Origin of the sequence: Levilactobacillus brevis ATCC 14869 = DSM 20054, assembly GCF_001433855.1 — a bacterium.
In the GTDB taxonomy this organism is placed as follows: domain Bacteria; phylum Bacillota; class Bacilli; order Lactobacillales; family Lactobacillaceae; genus Levilactobacillus; species Levilactobacillus brevis.
Genome location: NZ_AZCP01000001.1, coordinates 423,552 through 437,055, shown reverse-complemented (window position 1 = coordinate 437,055; position 13,504 = coordinate 423,552). Strand labels below are relative to the sequence as shown.

The following is a 13,504-nucleotide window of genomic DNA, read 5'->3' as shown; positions in this document are numbered from 1 at the left end:
CCCGCCGCGATTTCGCGACTAACGGGGATTACCAATAAACGGGTGCGGCATGCGCCCCTCTTTGATGACGTAGCAGGAACGCTGTATAGCTTGTTAACAAACACGGTATTTGTTGCGCACAACGTTAACTTTGATTTGCCGTTTATCAATGCTGAGCTTGAACGGGTAGGGTATCCGGCCTTACCAATTGCCGCAGTGGATACGGTTTCTTTGAGTCAGATCTTATTGCCGACTGCAACGAGCTTTCGGCTACGCGACCTGAGTCGATTATTTAATATTGAACACGACAATCCGCATTCGGCTGATAGCGATGCTAGTGCGACGGCCGAATTATTTATCTTTTTATTTCGGCGATTACGGGCTTTACCAATGGTGACACTACAACGAATGATCGACTTGCAAGCGGATTTGCCATTGCAGACGACGACACTGTTCCGAGTGGCTCAGCAGTTAAATGAGCAGTCACCACGAAAGCTACCGGATTATCTTTACATTAAAAATGGGTTGGCCCTACGGCAACCGGCACCATTACCGGCGACAACTTTAGCTGAACCTAGTAAATATCCGAAAACCAAAAAGCAAAAACAAAAGCTGATGCCGGAGAATTTGGAATGGCGGCCGGAACAGGCTAAGATGATGAATTACATCTATAATAATTATGCTGAGGCGGATCGGCATCCGGTAAAACACATGATTGTAGAAGCGCCAACCGGGATTGGGAAGAGTCTAGGCTACCTATTGCCAATGGCTTATTTAGGACAGACTGGTCGACCCGTTGTGGTTAGTACCGCAACGACCTTACTACAAGAGCAGTTATTGGACCAAACGATCCCGCTGCTAAATCAAATTGTCCCCTTTACTGTCAATGCTGTTTTGGTTAAGGGCAGTCGGCATTATCTTGATTTGCAGCGATTTGCAACTACCTTAAACGTTGCAGAGACCTCTAAGCAGACGCAGTTGTTAAAGCTGCGTTTACTAGTGTGGCTGACGATGACGACGACTGGTGATCTCGATGAATTACATTTGGCGACGTATCGGGCACCTTATTTCCAAGAGATTGTTCATGAAGGTGCCGTTACGGTGGATAATCCTTTCTATGATGATGACTTCATCCGGCGGCGAGACCACCGAATGGCGCAGGCCCAAGTAATTATTGTGAATCACGCTTATTTGAGTGAACACGCTTTGGCGTTAGGTGAGCAGCTCCAACAACCTTATTTAGTCATTGATGAGGCACAGCATTTAACAGAAAGCACGTTGAAACAACGGCGAACTCAAGTTAAGTTTGCCCAGTTACTCAATGAATTGCATCATATTCAGCGAGACATTAATCGAGAAATTGGACCCAGCTTACTGCGTTTGTTCGCGGCGGACACTCAAGCAACATTAACGTTGCACCGGCTGTTGTCGGCTAGTCAAACGTTAGAGACACAATTAACCACATTGGTGGATCATCTGTTTTTACGGTTTTTAGCCAATAAACGACTGAATAATCATAATCAAGTCATTGAAGAATTAGTTAGTGCGCAAGCGTTGACCGAAGAAATTGATCGCAGTCGCACAATTGACCGCGCAACAATGGCTACAGATGATCTGTTAGCCGGACTGAATGCTTTACGGCAACGCTATGATCAGCAACAAGCCCAATTCACGTCGGCAGAACGCTATTTGTTCGAGCAGGTTGATACGCGGGTGCACCTTTTTGACGATCAGATGGGCCAGTTATTAGAAATTTTGCGGCAGGTTGTTGATCAGGCACCAGCTAGTCTCTTTTGGTTAACCATGAACCACGTTGGGGACCGAACGAGCTTACAATTGGCTAGTGGCCTATTAGCTACAGAGGGATTCTTAAGTCAGCACTTGTATGCGGGATTTCAGCCGGTGCTCTTGACTGGGGCCACGCTCTTTTCATCAGGTCGCTCACAATATGTGTTAGATCAATTCGATTTACAACGTGAGCAAACCGTGACCCATCGGATGCGTTCCAGTTTTGACTATGGCAAGCAAGCACAATTGCTGATGGCGGATTCAGGCCCTAACCTGAGTCGAGTGGCGCCAGCAGATTACGTCACTTACTTGTCGGCAGCGATTACCCAAATTGCTGGCGCGGTGAATAAGCAGACTTTGATTTTGTTTAATTCACTCAGTGTGATTGAACAGGTCTATCAGCAGTTGGTGACCCAACCAGAGTTTGCTCGCCGAGACATTTTCGCTCAAGGTGTCAGTGGTAGTCGTGAGCGGATTACGAAACGATTTGCCACCAGTCACGGAGCGATTTTATTAGGTGCGGCGAGTTTTTGGGAAGGAATTGATTTGCCCGCCGAGCAATTGGAGTTATTGATTGTGACGCGATTGCCTTTCGATTCACCAGATCGCGTATTCGTCAAAGCAAATTATGCCCGGCTGGAAGCGGCAGGGAAAAATCCGTTTTATAATGCGGCTTTACCAGCGGCGACGTTGAAGTTGCGTCAAGGAATTGGGCGCTTGATTCGAACGCCCCATGACTATGGTGCGGTGGTCATCTTAGATCAACGGTTAGTCGAACGCCAGTATGGTCAAAGTATCTTACGCGCACTACCAGCGGAGTTACCGAAAACAACTGGAGATATTGGGACCCTAACACAGGGTTTAATTAATTTTTTTGAAAAAAAGCCAGCCGATTCGGCGACACCCCCAGAAGTCTGATATAATGACTGGGATTGAAATTTGAGAAGTTTGATAAGGGAGTACGATGGAAAATTGATGAGACAACAGTATAAGCGCCAACGCCGACCACGACACTGGGTGCTCTTAACCATCCTGCTTGTGATTTTAGTAGTCTTGATCAGTGCGGGTGTCATGATTAATAAAGCAACCAAGCCGTTAAGCCAAGCGCGCGTTCATGCAGAAACCGTTGCTAAAGATTCCGGGCATCTGACTAGTACACAAGACTTTTATTGGACCAACCTGAATACCACGTATTACACCGTTTCGGGTCAAAATAAAGCTAAACAAAAGGTGTACGTGATCGTGCCTAAAACGGGAAAGAAAGTCACTGTCTTGAAACAAACGGACGGAATTTCACGAAATACGGTCTTACAACAGGTTTGGAAACGTAATCCCAAGAAGGTTTTATCAGCAGCGTTAAGCATCTTTAATGGTAAGCCAGCTTGGCAGGTAAGCTATTTGAATCAGAGTGGCAAGCTTTGTTATCTGACTTACCAATATAGTAATGGCAAAGTTTTACAACAAATTGCGAACATTTAAATCATCGTAGGAGGTTGACCATGCGACTTTCACAGCGAGCCCAGCAGGTGGCTCCTTCCGCAACGTTCCAAACGGCGCAACGCGCGCAAGAATTGCAGGCCGCCGGTATTGATGTATTAAACTTGAGTGTTGGCCAACCGGATTTTACAACGCCAACAGCAATTAAATCAGCGACGATTGCCGCTATTCAAGCCAATGAAGTTGATGGGTATACCGCAACGGCAGGCATTTTGCCATTACGGCAGGCAATTGTCGATCGGCTATCGCAAACGCAACAGGTGACGGTAACTCCCCAACAGGTCGTCGTTACAACGGGAGCCAAAATGGCGTTGTATGCGCTGTTTCAGGTGTTACTTGATCCAGGTGATGCGGTATTACTCCCGGCGCCTTACTGGGTCAGCTATAGCGAGCAGGTTAAGCTGGCGGGGGGGCAGCCGATTGAAGTGGCCCCAACTGCTGATTTGAAAGTGACACCGGCACAATTAGAAGCGGCTGTTACGCCAAAAACTAAGGCAATTGTGCTAAATTCTCCTCAAAATCCCAGTGGTCTCGTGTATACACCAGCCGAATTGACGGCGTTAGGTGATTGGGCGGTGGCCCATCAGCTAATCATTGTGGCCGATGAAATTTATGGGGAACTGGTCTATGATCGGCCAACACCGGTACCATCGATGTTGTCACTTGGTGATAAGATTGCGGCGCATACAGTCATGATTAATGGGGTGTCAAAAACCTATGCCATGACGGGATGGCGAATTGGATATGCGGTGGGCCAACCAGACATCATCAGTGCAATGACGACGGTTTTATCACACATGACGGGCAATGCCGCAGCAGTGAGTCAAGCAGCGGCCTTAGCAGCGTTAACTGGCGATCAAACCCCTGTAGCAGAGATGAAGGCGGCTTTTCAACAACGACTAGATCGAATTTATCCTTTGTTAGCAGCGGTTCCCGGGGTTAAACTGAATCATAAACCGCAAGGGGCCTTCTATTTGTTTCCAGATGTATCGGCTGCGATGGCAATGAAGGGAATAACCACCACGTCTGACTTCGTGGCTGCAGTTCTTAATGAGGCGCATGTGGCGTTAGTAACTGGCAGTGCTTTCGGCTTGCCCGGACACGTCAGATTGAGCTATGCGGCTGATTTAGCAACTTTATTGTCGGCGATTGAGCGGCTAACTAAATTTATGACAACCCCGTAATGGTTCATTACGATATTTGACGAAACGGTCGATTCGCAGTTGGCGAGTACGGCCGTTTTCAATTGGTAAAGGAGTTAATCGAATGACTGAATTTATCCAGCATTACGTTCAGGCAGGTCAAACTAGCCTGGCTAATTATTTACTCGACCATTTTCGTGAGGTGGGGATGACGACGGATCAGCTTTTAGTCTACCTACAATTACGGCGATACATGGATCGAGGGGAGCCGCTACCAGACGCGACGGTTATCGCCAGCCATTTAGGTTGGGATAAACAACGGGTCTATCAGCTCTTGCACGAAATGATTACCCAAAAACTAATGGTGATTACGACCGTTACGGATAGTCAGGGGCAAAAACAAGACGCCTATGATTTTCGGTTGTTGACGGAAAAGCTTAGCCAGCTAGCAGTGAAAACGACGCAACAGGTCGTTAAACAAACTGCTAGTAATGATCGCTCGGCAATCTTCAATCAGATCGAAACCGAATTCGGTCGGCCGTTATCACCTTTGGAGATGGAGAGCATCACTCAGTGGTTAGATGAAGACCACTATCGCCCCGAGTTGATTCAATTAGCCCTGAAAGAAGCGGTGTTGAGTCAAGCCTATAGTTTGAAATATATGGATCGAATCTTGTTGAGTTGGGAGCGTAAAAACCTGAAAACAGCGGCGCAAGTTCAACGTGAAAAAGAACGACAAGCGCCACGCCGGACACAGTCGGCAACGACGCCAACCACGGCCATTCCCGATGTCCCAATCTTTAAGTTAACGGATGATTAGGCTGTGTTTTTCTAATCGTTAGTACAACCTATCAGTCTGGAGCTTGGCTTCAGGCTTTTTTTATTGCTAAAATTAAAATAATCGTCTTTTTTACGCTATGAGTCTTGCTATGAAACGCGTTTCATACGTTAGGCTATGAGTAGAAGTGGAGGTCGAGTCAATGACGATTAAACAGATATTTTTAGATATGGATGGGACCTTGCTGAATGAGCAAGGGACGGTAAGTGATGATAATCGACGAACAGTTGCTGATAGCGTATGTTCTGTGACGCTAGTATCTGCCCGTGCGCCCATGGAGATGTAGGCGACTATTCAACAATTAGCGTTGACGGCTCCCCAAATTGCATTCAATGGGGGGCTTATCTTTGATCCACAGACAAGAAAAACGTTGGTTCATCACGCGCTTGATCCTAAATTGAGTTCCAACATTTTGACTATCTTGGCACAGAAATTTCCGCAAGTCAGTGTGAGCTGTTATGATCAAGCAGACTGGTATGTTGAGCGGGTTGATGGCGGAATTTTACACGAACAAGCTTTAACACGGCAAAAGCCAATTGTTATACAGCAAACATTAGCTCAGTTTGCTCAAACGCATTCGTTATTCAAACTCATGTTGATTGTTGACGATACGCAAACTATGCAGGCCCTGAAATGCCAATTGGATCAATTTACAGGTGTTATTAATTGTCAGCAGGCAGGTAATCATTATCTAGAGATTACCAGTCTTCGAGCACAAAAAGCTCAAGGAATTATGACACTATTGGAATCAAGTGAACTAACATTAGCCGAGGCAGCTGCATTTGGTGATGGGCACAACGATTAGCCGATGTTAAAGGTAGTTGGCCGGTCAATCGCGATGGGGAATGCGGCACCTGAAATGAAGGCAGCAAGCCAATTTGTGACATTAAGTAATGAAGATGACGGCGTTGCTTATGGAATAAAACACTATTTAGACTAACAGGGGTGATGATGAAATGGCAACGATCAGAGATGTTGCCCGTTTGGCGGGGTACTCACCAGCAACCGTGTCGCGAGTCTTAAATCAAAGTGGCTATGTCTCTTCGGCAGCTCAAGCAAAAATCCGGGCCATTATTCAATAATTAGACTATGTTCCTAATGATATTGCGCGAGATCTAAGTCATGGTCGGACAAAGAACATTGGTGTGGTGATGCCCAATATGGGACATCCATACTTTACGGAAATTACTAATGGTATTTTGCGAGCTGCATTTGCGGCAGAGGACCGGGTGGTGATGTTGTCATCGAAGTATGATCCGCAGCTGGAGAAGCAATATTTGGAGCAGTTACATCGTAAGAGTTTTGATGCCTTAATTTTTATTTCACACGCTTTACCCTTAGCCCAATTGGCTCAGTATCAATCCTATGGTGCTGTTGTGTGTTGTGAGGATCCGCAAGCAATATCGTTATCGGCGGCTTTTTCTGTACGTGAACCGGCCTATTTAGCTGCTTTTAATTGGATTAAGCAGCATCATTATCAACAAATTGCGGTGCTGTTAAGCCGTTCGACAACTGTGAGTGCGACTAGCCGACTTACTCTGGAAGTTTTTCAGCATGTATTCGACCGTAAACCAAATCCAAATGGTCTCGTTATGGGTATAACCACTTTTGATGATGGCTATGCGGCTGCTAAACAATTGGTACAGCATTATCAGCAAGTAGATTTTATTTTTGCAAATAGTGACGATATCGCTGCTGGTGTTCGCCAATTCTATCTCGATCATCAGCTAGAAGTACCATCGATGATGGGGCAAGAAAATCAGTTAGCCGGTCAGTTATTAAAATTACCGACAATTGATCATCATTTATCAGCAATTGGTCAGACGGCGTTTGAATTAGCAACTAGTGATCAAGTTGAACAGATAGGTATACCAGCAGATTTTATCTTACGTTAGCGGTAAGAAAAGAGAAGCGAGATTGAAGCTAAAAAAAGAATCGTTATTCTCAATCGACTGAGAATAACGATTCTTTTAATAGGTACCTAACACTATCGGATTAATTACCGGAACTAGCGTTGTCATTTTGCGTTGTATTTTTGGCTGACGATGAATCCGTCGTGGTATTGTCATCATTCCCATTACCACTAGGGGTCTGTTCAGTACTGGATGATTCCTTACTGGTACTAGATTCAGTTGTGGATGAGCTGGCCCGAGCTGAACTGGAGCTAGTCGTTACTTGGTTGTTACTGCTGTAGGCCGAAGAACTAGTCGTGTTGGTCGAACCATACTGACTCGTTGACGTGGAGTCTGTTGTGGTTGCATCAGAAACGGTTCCAGGATGACCAGTCACGTAATATTCGGTGTTGTTGTTAACCGTAGTCTTCGTTACGGTACTTGGCTGGGTCCAATCGGAATTAACCTTTTTGGAAGCCAAGTAGGTCATTTCGTACTTATAGATCTCTTGGGCAATCTTAGTTTCGGTTTCACTGACGTAATGGCCCGTTTGGAACTGCTTATCGTAACCGGTCCAAACAGAAACGGCATAGTTCTTGGTGTAACCTGTGAACCAGGAGTCCATTGTAGCGCCATCTGGGACCTTATCAGCGTAATCATCTGGATAAGAGTCGGTCCCAGTTTTTCCGGCCTGATAGAGGCCAGAAATTGCCGCTGAACGGCCAGAACCATTTTCGTTGGTCATAACGTCTTTCATCATGTCAGTCAGCATAAAGGCAGTCGCTGCAGACATAGCACGTTTGCCTTGAGAAGAGTAGTTATGGGCCTTGCCATCTTGCGTGACGACTTTTGAAACCAAATATGGTTTGTAGTAAGTTCCACCATTGGCAAAGGCGGCATAGGCTGCGGCTTCTTGCTCGGTTGAAATGTACAACCCAATCCCGTTTTGCAGCGTCAAGGTCTTATCGAATGTCATACCTAAGCCCTTGAGGAAGGTAGTTGCCTTGCTGATACCGACATTCTGCAAGGTACGGACAGCCGGAATGTTACGGGATTCATACAAGGCCTTACGCATGGTAATGGTTCCTTGATACTGTCTATCCCAATCGTATAGGTTCTTAGTCGTTCCCGGATAAGTGAAGGCCGTATCCTTGACCGGCTCATAAGTAGGATAGTTCAGGTATTCAATGGCTGGACCATAATCCATTAGTGGTTTAGCCGTTGAGGCACTCGACCGGTCTGTCTGAACGGCTCGGTTTAGCCCAAACGTAACATTCCCTGTTTTCCGGCCCCCAATCATCGCAACAACTTGGCCGTTATTCGGATTAACGATAGTTGACCCAACTTGGAACTTCTTAGAAGGGAAGCTGACATAATTTTCAGAGTTGACAATGTTGTAGAGCTTCTTTTGGGCACTCATGTCGAGGTTCGTATAAACCTTTAGGCCACCAGTTGTGGTGTTGTAGCCCTTGGACTTCAGTTCGGCATAAACTTGCTTGAGGTAGGCATCGATAACCTTAGTATTTTTCACACCAGTACTGGTTGACTTGTGCGTTTTGACCAATCCCGAAGTGATACTGGTTGCTTTAGCTTGGCTTGCTTGAGCTGAGGTAATGACTTTAGTCTCAACCATTGAGTCTAAGACTAAATCACGACGCTTTTGAGCCAAAGCAGGATAAGTCGTGGGATCGTAGCGGGTTGGTGCCTGTGGCATCCCGGCTAACAAGGCCAACTGAGCCAAGCTTAGATGTGTGAGCGTGGTCCCGTAATAGTATTGCGCGGCCGTTTGCATCCCATAGACCCCATTGCCCATGTAAACTTTGTTGATGTAATATTCCAAGATTTTTGCCTTGGAGTATTTATGATCAACCTTTAAGGCCAACCAGGCTTCTTGAGCTTTACGTTTTAACGTTCGGTCCGAAGCGGCGGTTGAGAAGACGGACAGCTTAACCAATTGCTGGGTTAATGTACTGCCGCCTTGCATTCCTAATGAGGATCCGGTGAAGTTTGCAAACGCAGCCCCGACAATCCGAATGGGGTCAACCCCATTATTTTTATAGAAACGGCGATCCTCAGTGGATACGACCGCTGCGGCTAGGGTTGCAGGAATGTGCTTTGCCTTAACGTAAGTCCGGTTTTGGGCGCCCATTCGTGAAATAACGTTGCCATTGGCATCGTATATTCTTGTAGAAGCGTCACTGGACAGGGCACTCTGGGTGACCTTAGGTGCACTTTGGGCGTAAAAGAAGAACAGGCCGGCTCCGGCAAGAATGGCGAAGACGCCAATAGCGACGATGACGTACAAAATCCGGCGAAAGGTCCGCCAACCGGTATGTGGCCGTTTGGGGCCAGGGGTACGATCAGCGTTACGACTCATCCGGGTTTCCCGTGGTGAATTGTTACTAGACATGGTAATCTCCTTTACGTTTCAGCGTAGTCACTAGACTCGGTAGTTTATGAGAGTAATTGATCTACGGCCTTAAGATAGGGAACGGGCAATTGTAGCTCAGCGGGAATTTGAATCCCATCTTGCGCGATGGTGGCGTAAGGAATGGACTTCCGACCGCCTTGCTGTTGCGCGTCCCAAAAAGTAAACAGATCTTGCGCACGGTACAAGTAAATCTCCTGGCGGGTGACGAACTTGATAATAGCAAAACAAATTCCCCCCTGGGTTGTACAAGCACGCATGTGGTCAATCTGATGTTGATGAAAGTTTTGAAGTGGAAACGACGTTGTATTACGGGTTTCCTTAGCATCAAAATCTAAATAATGACCCCGATAGACACCATTATAATCGGTGGTAGAAGCGGTACTAAAGTAGGCTTCTTTAATCACGGCGGCACTGCGTTTAGGGTAATCCACCTTTACAATGCGAATGGGAGTAGGCTTTTTATGAACCACAGCCACGCCATTGACTTCGTAATACGTGTTACTTTCATTGAGCTCCTCTTCTAGTGTCATACCGCGTTTACCGTAGTTGGTGTTGGTACTAGAAAACTGGGACCCGATTTTTTTGGCTGGTGCACGGTAGGCATGCCCATTGGGATACCGAATAGTCATAAACGCTTCACACTCCTTGTTTTAGCGGGCATTTGCTCACCAGATTGTGGGCCAGTTATTGACATTATACCAAGCTCACTCGGAAATAAAAACTCCTAAACGCGGCTTTACTGATGAAAAAAGCGGATTTTAAACGGATTTTAATTGCCCTCAACGTTTTTTTTCGCTACACTGATAAGGAGCCGTCAGAAAGGGGTGGCTAAATGAGTCGCTTATGGTTAACGGGCTATCGGAGCTATGAACTGGGCGTCTTTGGTAGTCAGGACCCCAAGTTGTTGGTGATTAAGGATACACTTAAAAAACTTCTAATTGGTAAGCTTGAAAATGGCATGGATTGGCTGATTACGGGCGGCCAGTTAGGGGTTGAGCAATGGGCTGCTGAGGTGGGTCTGACGTTAAAGCCGGATTATCCAGAGCTTAAAATTGCGATGATGACCCCATTTGCTGAATTCGGGAGCAACTGGAATGAGAATAACCGGGGGACGTATGCCCAACTAGCTAGCCGGGTGGATTTCCACCAATCGGTTAGTGAGCAGCCCTATCATGGACCCCAACAGTTAAGAAACTATCAAGAATTTATGCTGACCCATACGGATGAGGCAGTCATGGTTTATGATTTAGAGGTTGAAGGGAAACCGAAGTATGATTACGAGGCAATCACGCGATTTGCTGAGCAGCATGCTTACCCCCTGACGTTGATTGATATGGATTGGTTACAAGAAAGTGCCAATGAATATCAAGAAAATTTAAATAATGGTTCCCAATTTGAATAAAAACTGGTATTATAGATATCGCCGGTTTGATTACGATAACGAGGTGTAATGATCGATGGAAAACGTTAATTTTACTCCGAAGGAAATTTTACAAAAGCAATTCCGCCAAAAAATGCGCGGCTATGACCCTGATGATGTCGATAGTTTCTTAGACAATGTCATCAAGGACTATGATGCCTTTGTGAAGGAGAATCAACGGCTTCAAGATGAAAACGAACGGTTGTTGGCAAAAGTTGACGAGTTGACTCGTCAGGTTCAAGTGGGTGCAAGTCAACCCCGCGCTGCTGCAACTAGCCCAGCTTCTTCAAATGTAACCAACATGGATATTTTGAAGCGGCTTTCCAATTTGGAACGGCACGTTTTCGGTTCACAATTAGATAATGATCCAAACGAGTCACATCGTTTGTAGAATTATAGACTGGTGTAGATCCTGAGTAATCGCGGTCGGCTTATGTCGGCTGAGGAAAGTCCATGCTCGCACAGGCTGCGATGCCTGTAGTGTTCGTGCTCGGTGAAAAAATAAGCCGGGGGACGTTAGCAATAGCGTTACGGCGGGAAAAAACGGCTAAGGCTTCGGCTATGCTTGAGTATCCCTGAAAAGTGCCACAGTGACGATACGCCTAGGGAAACCTAGGCGGTGGAACGCGGTAAACCCCTCGAGCGGGCAACCCAAACTTTTGGTAGGGGCGCTTCACATATGGAATTGAACGAAATGTGGGGGGAGAGGAAACTCTCGAGATAGATGATTACTGCCAGCTGATCGTTTGCCTGAAACGGTTGGGTGGTACAAAACATGGCTTACAGGGATTTACACCATGTCAGGTGGGTGGGAGCTTGCTCCCACCTTTTTTTATAGCGATAATTGGGATAAACACCCATTTGATTAGAAAATATAAGGAGGACGTCATGAAGACTTTTCATTTATATGCAGCGACAGCTAGTGGGATTGAGGCAATCGCTGGGCGTGAACTGCGTGATTTAGGCTACGAAACTCAGGTTGAAAATGGCCGTGTCCGGTTTGATGGGACGATTAAGGACATTTTGCGGGCCAACTTGTGGCTCCGGACAGCTGATCGGGTACGGATCATTGTGGCTGAGTTTGATGCGGCCACTTTTGACGAATTGTTTGAAGCCACTAAGGCAGTTGCCTGGGATGAATTGCTTCCCATGGATGCCGCTTTTCCGGTAGAAGGTCGCTCCAAGAAGTCACAGCTACACAGTGTCCCTGACGCTCAAGCAATCGTTAAGAAAGCCGTTGCGACGAAATTAGCAGCCGTCTACCATCGCCGTACCCGAATGCCAGAAACGGGCGCACTGTATCCACTAGAAGTGATGATTGACAAGGATCATGTCATGTTGACGTTAGACACGACGGGATCTAGTTTATTCAAACGGGGCTACCGTGTGGGTAAAGGGGGCGCGCCGTTGAAGGAAAACATGGCCGCAGCGTTGATCGCTTTAACCAGTTGGCATAAAGATATGCCGTTTTGGGACCCCGTTTGTGGCTCTGGGACGATCCCGATTGAGGCAGCGCTAATTGGCCGTAATTTAGCCCCAGGATTCAATCGAGATTTCACATGTGAAAAGTGGGACTGGGTACCGCAAGAACTCAGTGATGAGGTCCGGGATGAAGCGGATGCACTGGCAGACTATGACACGCCCTTACAAATTTTCGGTAGTGATATCGATGAGAAGATGGTGGCGATTGCGAAGCGAAACGCGCAAGAGGCTGGCTTGTCACAAGATGTTACTTTCAGTCAGTTGGCGGTCCAAGACTTTAAGACTGAACTGAAACACGGGGTGATTGTCGCTAACCCACCATATGGGGAACGGTTGAGTGATCAAGCCAGTGTTCGTGAACTGTACAAACAAATGGGGCAAGTCTTTAAGCCACTAACCGATTGGTCTAAATACATCTTGACGGCTGATTTGGAATTTGAACATTTCTATGGGCAGAAAGCGACCAAGACTCGGAAACTCTATAACGGGGCTTTGCGGACGGACTACTTCCAATTCTGGGCACAACGGCAACCGCGACACAATCGGTAAGGCCAATGATCGAAGCGAACTGTATTTTTTGCCAAAAAACAGCGGTCGTGTTGGAAAATGACTTGGCTAAGGCCTTTTGGGACATTCACCCGGTTCGCAAAGGCCATTTATTAGTAGTTCCCAAACAGCACTATGCAACGTACTTTGATGTACCACCGGTCACACGGCAGGCGATGGATGCTTTGGTTTTTGCGGCTAAGGATCTACTAGATACGCGTTATGCTCCGGCGGGGTACAATATCGGGATTAATAGTGGTGCGGCAGCCGGCCAGACCGTCATGCATGCCCATATTCATGTCATTCCACGGTATATTGGCGACGTGCGCGATCCGCGTGGCGGCATTCGCAAGATGCTACCGCACGCCATTCAAAAACGTATGTCATAAAAATTAACATTCGATTTAAAAGGGATAATATGGCGATTATATCGCTATTTTGTCCCTTTTTTGTGGTTGCTTAATGGTCCAAACAACGCGAAAGTGAAAA

Annotated in this window: 12 protein-coding genes, 1 other RNA gene and 1 pseudogene; 12 read left to right on the top strand and 2 right to left on the bottom strand. The window is 46.5% G+C overall.

Features of this window, described 5'->3' with window-relative positions; translation table 11 throughout:
- The 7 genes and pseudogenes from FC61_RS02305 to FC61_RS02280 form a co-directional block, all read left to right on the top strand.
- Positions 1-2,685: helicase C-terminal domain-containing protein (locus FC61_RS02305; RefSeq protein ID WP_057717079.1), on the top strand; the 2,685-nt coding region annotated here is incomplete at its 5' end.
- A gap of 57 nt (positions 2,686-2,742) precedes the next feature.
- Entirely contained in the window at positions 2,743-3,246 is a 504-nt protein-coding gene (locus FC61_RS02300; protein WP_021742335.1) for a cell wall elongation regulator TseB-like domain-containing protein, read from the top strand.
- A gap of 20 nt (positions 3,247-3,266) precedes the next feature.
- Entirely contained in the window at positions 3,267-4,448 is a 1,182-nt protein-coding gene (locus tag FC61_RS02295) for a pyridoxal phosphate-dependent aminotransferase (RefSeq protein ID WP_021742334.1), read from the top strand.
- Between the two features lie 82 nt (positions 4,449-4,530).
- Complete coding sequence (locus FC61_RS02290) at positions 4,531-5,226, top strand: DnaD domain-containing protein (RefSeq protein ID WP_011667782.1); 696 nt, start codon at positions 4,531-4,533, stop codon at positions 5,224-5,226.
- 160 nt (positions 5,227-5,386) lie between these two features.
- A pseudogene (locus tag FC61_RS12530) lies at positions 5,387-6,184 on the top strand (Cof-type HAD-IIB family hydrolase).
- 16 nt (positions 6,185-6,200) lie between these two features.
- Complete coding sequence (locus FC61_RS12580) at positions 6,201-6,326, top strand: LacI family DNA-binding transcriptional regulator (protein WP_021742330.1); 126 nt, start codon at positions 6,201-6,203, stop codon at positions 6,324-6,326.
- 63 nt (positions 6,327-6,389) lie between these two features.
- Entirely contained in the window at positions 6,390-7,139 is a 750-nt protein-coding gene (locus FC61_RS02280; RefSeq protein ID WP_306765413.1) for a type 1 periplasmic-binding domain-containing protein, read from the top strand.
- 100 nt (positions 7,140-7,239) lie between these two features.
- On the opposite strand, the gene FC61_RS02275 is transcribed toward FC61_RS02280, so the two are convergent.
- Together FC61_RS02275 and recU are read right to left on the bottom strand one after the other, a co-directional pair.
- On the bottom strand, positions 7,240-9,546 hold the full coding sequence (locus tag FC61_RS02275; RefSeq protein ID WP_024525265.1) for a transglycosylase domain-containing protein: 2,307 nt from the start codon (positions 9,544-9,546) through the stop codon (positions 7,240-7,242).
- A 44-nt stretch (positions 9,547-9,590) separates the two neighbouring features.
- Positions 9,591-10,196, bottom strand: coding sequence for a Holliday junction resolvase RecU (gene recU / locus FC61_RS02270; protein ID WP_011667778.1), 606 nt, complete (start codon positions 10,194-10,196; stop codon positions 9,591-9,593).
- Positions 10,197-10,399: 203 nt separating this feature from the next.
- Here recU and FC61_RS02265 point away from each other — a divergent pair, with 203 nt between their 5' ends.
- The 5 genes from FC61_RS02265 (at position 10,400) to FC61_RS02250 (ending at position 13,404) form a co-directional block, all read left to right on the top strand.
- A complete protein-coding gene (locus FC61_RS02265) occupies positions 10,400-10,969 on the top strand; it encodes an SLOG family protein (protein WP_021742327.1) in 570 nt (189 codons plus the stop codon).
- Between the two features lie 55 nt (positions 10,970-11,024).
- On the top strand, positions 11,025-11,378 hold the full coding sequence (gene gpsB / locus FC61_RS02260; RefSeq protein WP_011667776.1) for a cell division regulator GpsB: 354 nt from the start codon (positions 11,025-11,027) through the stop codon (positions 11,376-11,378).
- A 17-nt stretch (positions 11,379-11,395) separates the two neighbouring features.
- Positions 11,396-11,775: RNase P RNA component class B (gene rnpB, locus FC61_RS12265), an RNA gene on the top strand.
- Positions 11,776-11,875: 100 nt separating this feature from the next.
- A complete protein-coding gene (locus FC61_RS02255) occupies positions 11,876-13,018 on the top strand; it encodes a THUMP domain-containing class I SAM-dependent RNA methyltransferase (protein ID WP_035464907.1) in 1,143 nt (380 codons plus the stop codon).
- Between the two features lie 5 nt (positions 13,019-13,023).
- Positions 13,024-13,404 carry an HIT family protein gene (locus FC61_RS02250; protein ID WP_021742325.1) on the top strand — a complete coding sequence of 127 codons (381 nt, stop codon included), beginning with the start codon at positions 13,024-13,026 and terminating at the stop codon, positions 13,402-13,404.
- Positions 13,405-13,504 lie beyond the last annotated feature (100 nt).

Excerpts from the sequence above, each read along its gene's own strand:
- FC61_RS02300 (WP_021742335.1), top strand. The coding sequence starts at position 2,743 with ATGAGACAACAGTATAAGCGCCAACGCCGACCACGACACTGGGTGCTC.
- FC61_RS02295 (WP_021742334.1), top strand. The coding sequence starts at position 3,267 with ATGCGACTTTCACAGCGAGCCCAGCAGGTGGCTCCTTCCGCAACGTTC.
- FC61_RS02290 (WP_011667782.1), top strand. The coding sequence starts at position 4,531 with ATGACTGAATTTATCCAGCATTACGTTCAGGCAGGTCAAACTAGCCTG.
- FC61_RS12580 (WP_021742330.1), top strand. The coding sequence starts at position 6,201 with ATGGCAACGATCAGAGATGTTGCCCGTTTGGCGGGGTACTCACCAGCA.
- FC61_RS02275 (WP_024525265.1), bottom strand. The coding sequence starts at position 9,546 with ATGTCTAGTAACAATTCACCACGGGAAACCCGGATGAGTCGTAACGCT.
- recU (WP_011667778.1), bottom strand. The coding sequence starts at position 10,196 with ATGACTATTCGGTATCCCAATGGGCATGCCTACCGTGCACCAGCCAAA.
- FC61_RS02265 (WP_021742327.1), top strand. The coding sequence starts at position 10,400 with ATGAGTCGCTTATGGTTAACGGGCTATCGGAGCTATGAACTGGGCGTC.
- gpsB (WP_011667776.1), top strand. The coding sequence starts at position 11,025 with ATGGAAAACGTTAATTTTACTCCGAAGGAAATTTTACAAAAGCAATTC.
- FC61_RS02255 (WP_035464907.1), top strand. The coding sequence starts at position 11,876 with ATGAAGACTTTTCATTTATATGCAGCGACAGCTAGTGGGATTGAGGCA.
- FC61_RS02250 (WP_021742325.1), top strand. The coding sequence starts at position 13,024 with ATGATCGAAGCGAACTGTATTTTTTGCCAAAAAACAGCGGTCGTGTTG.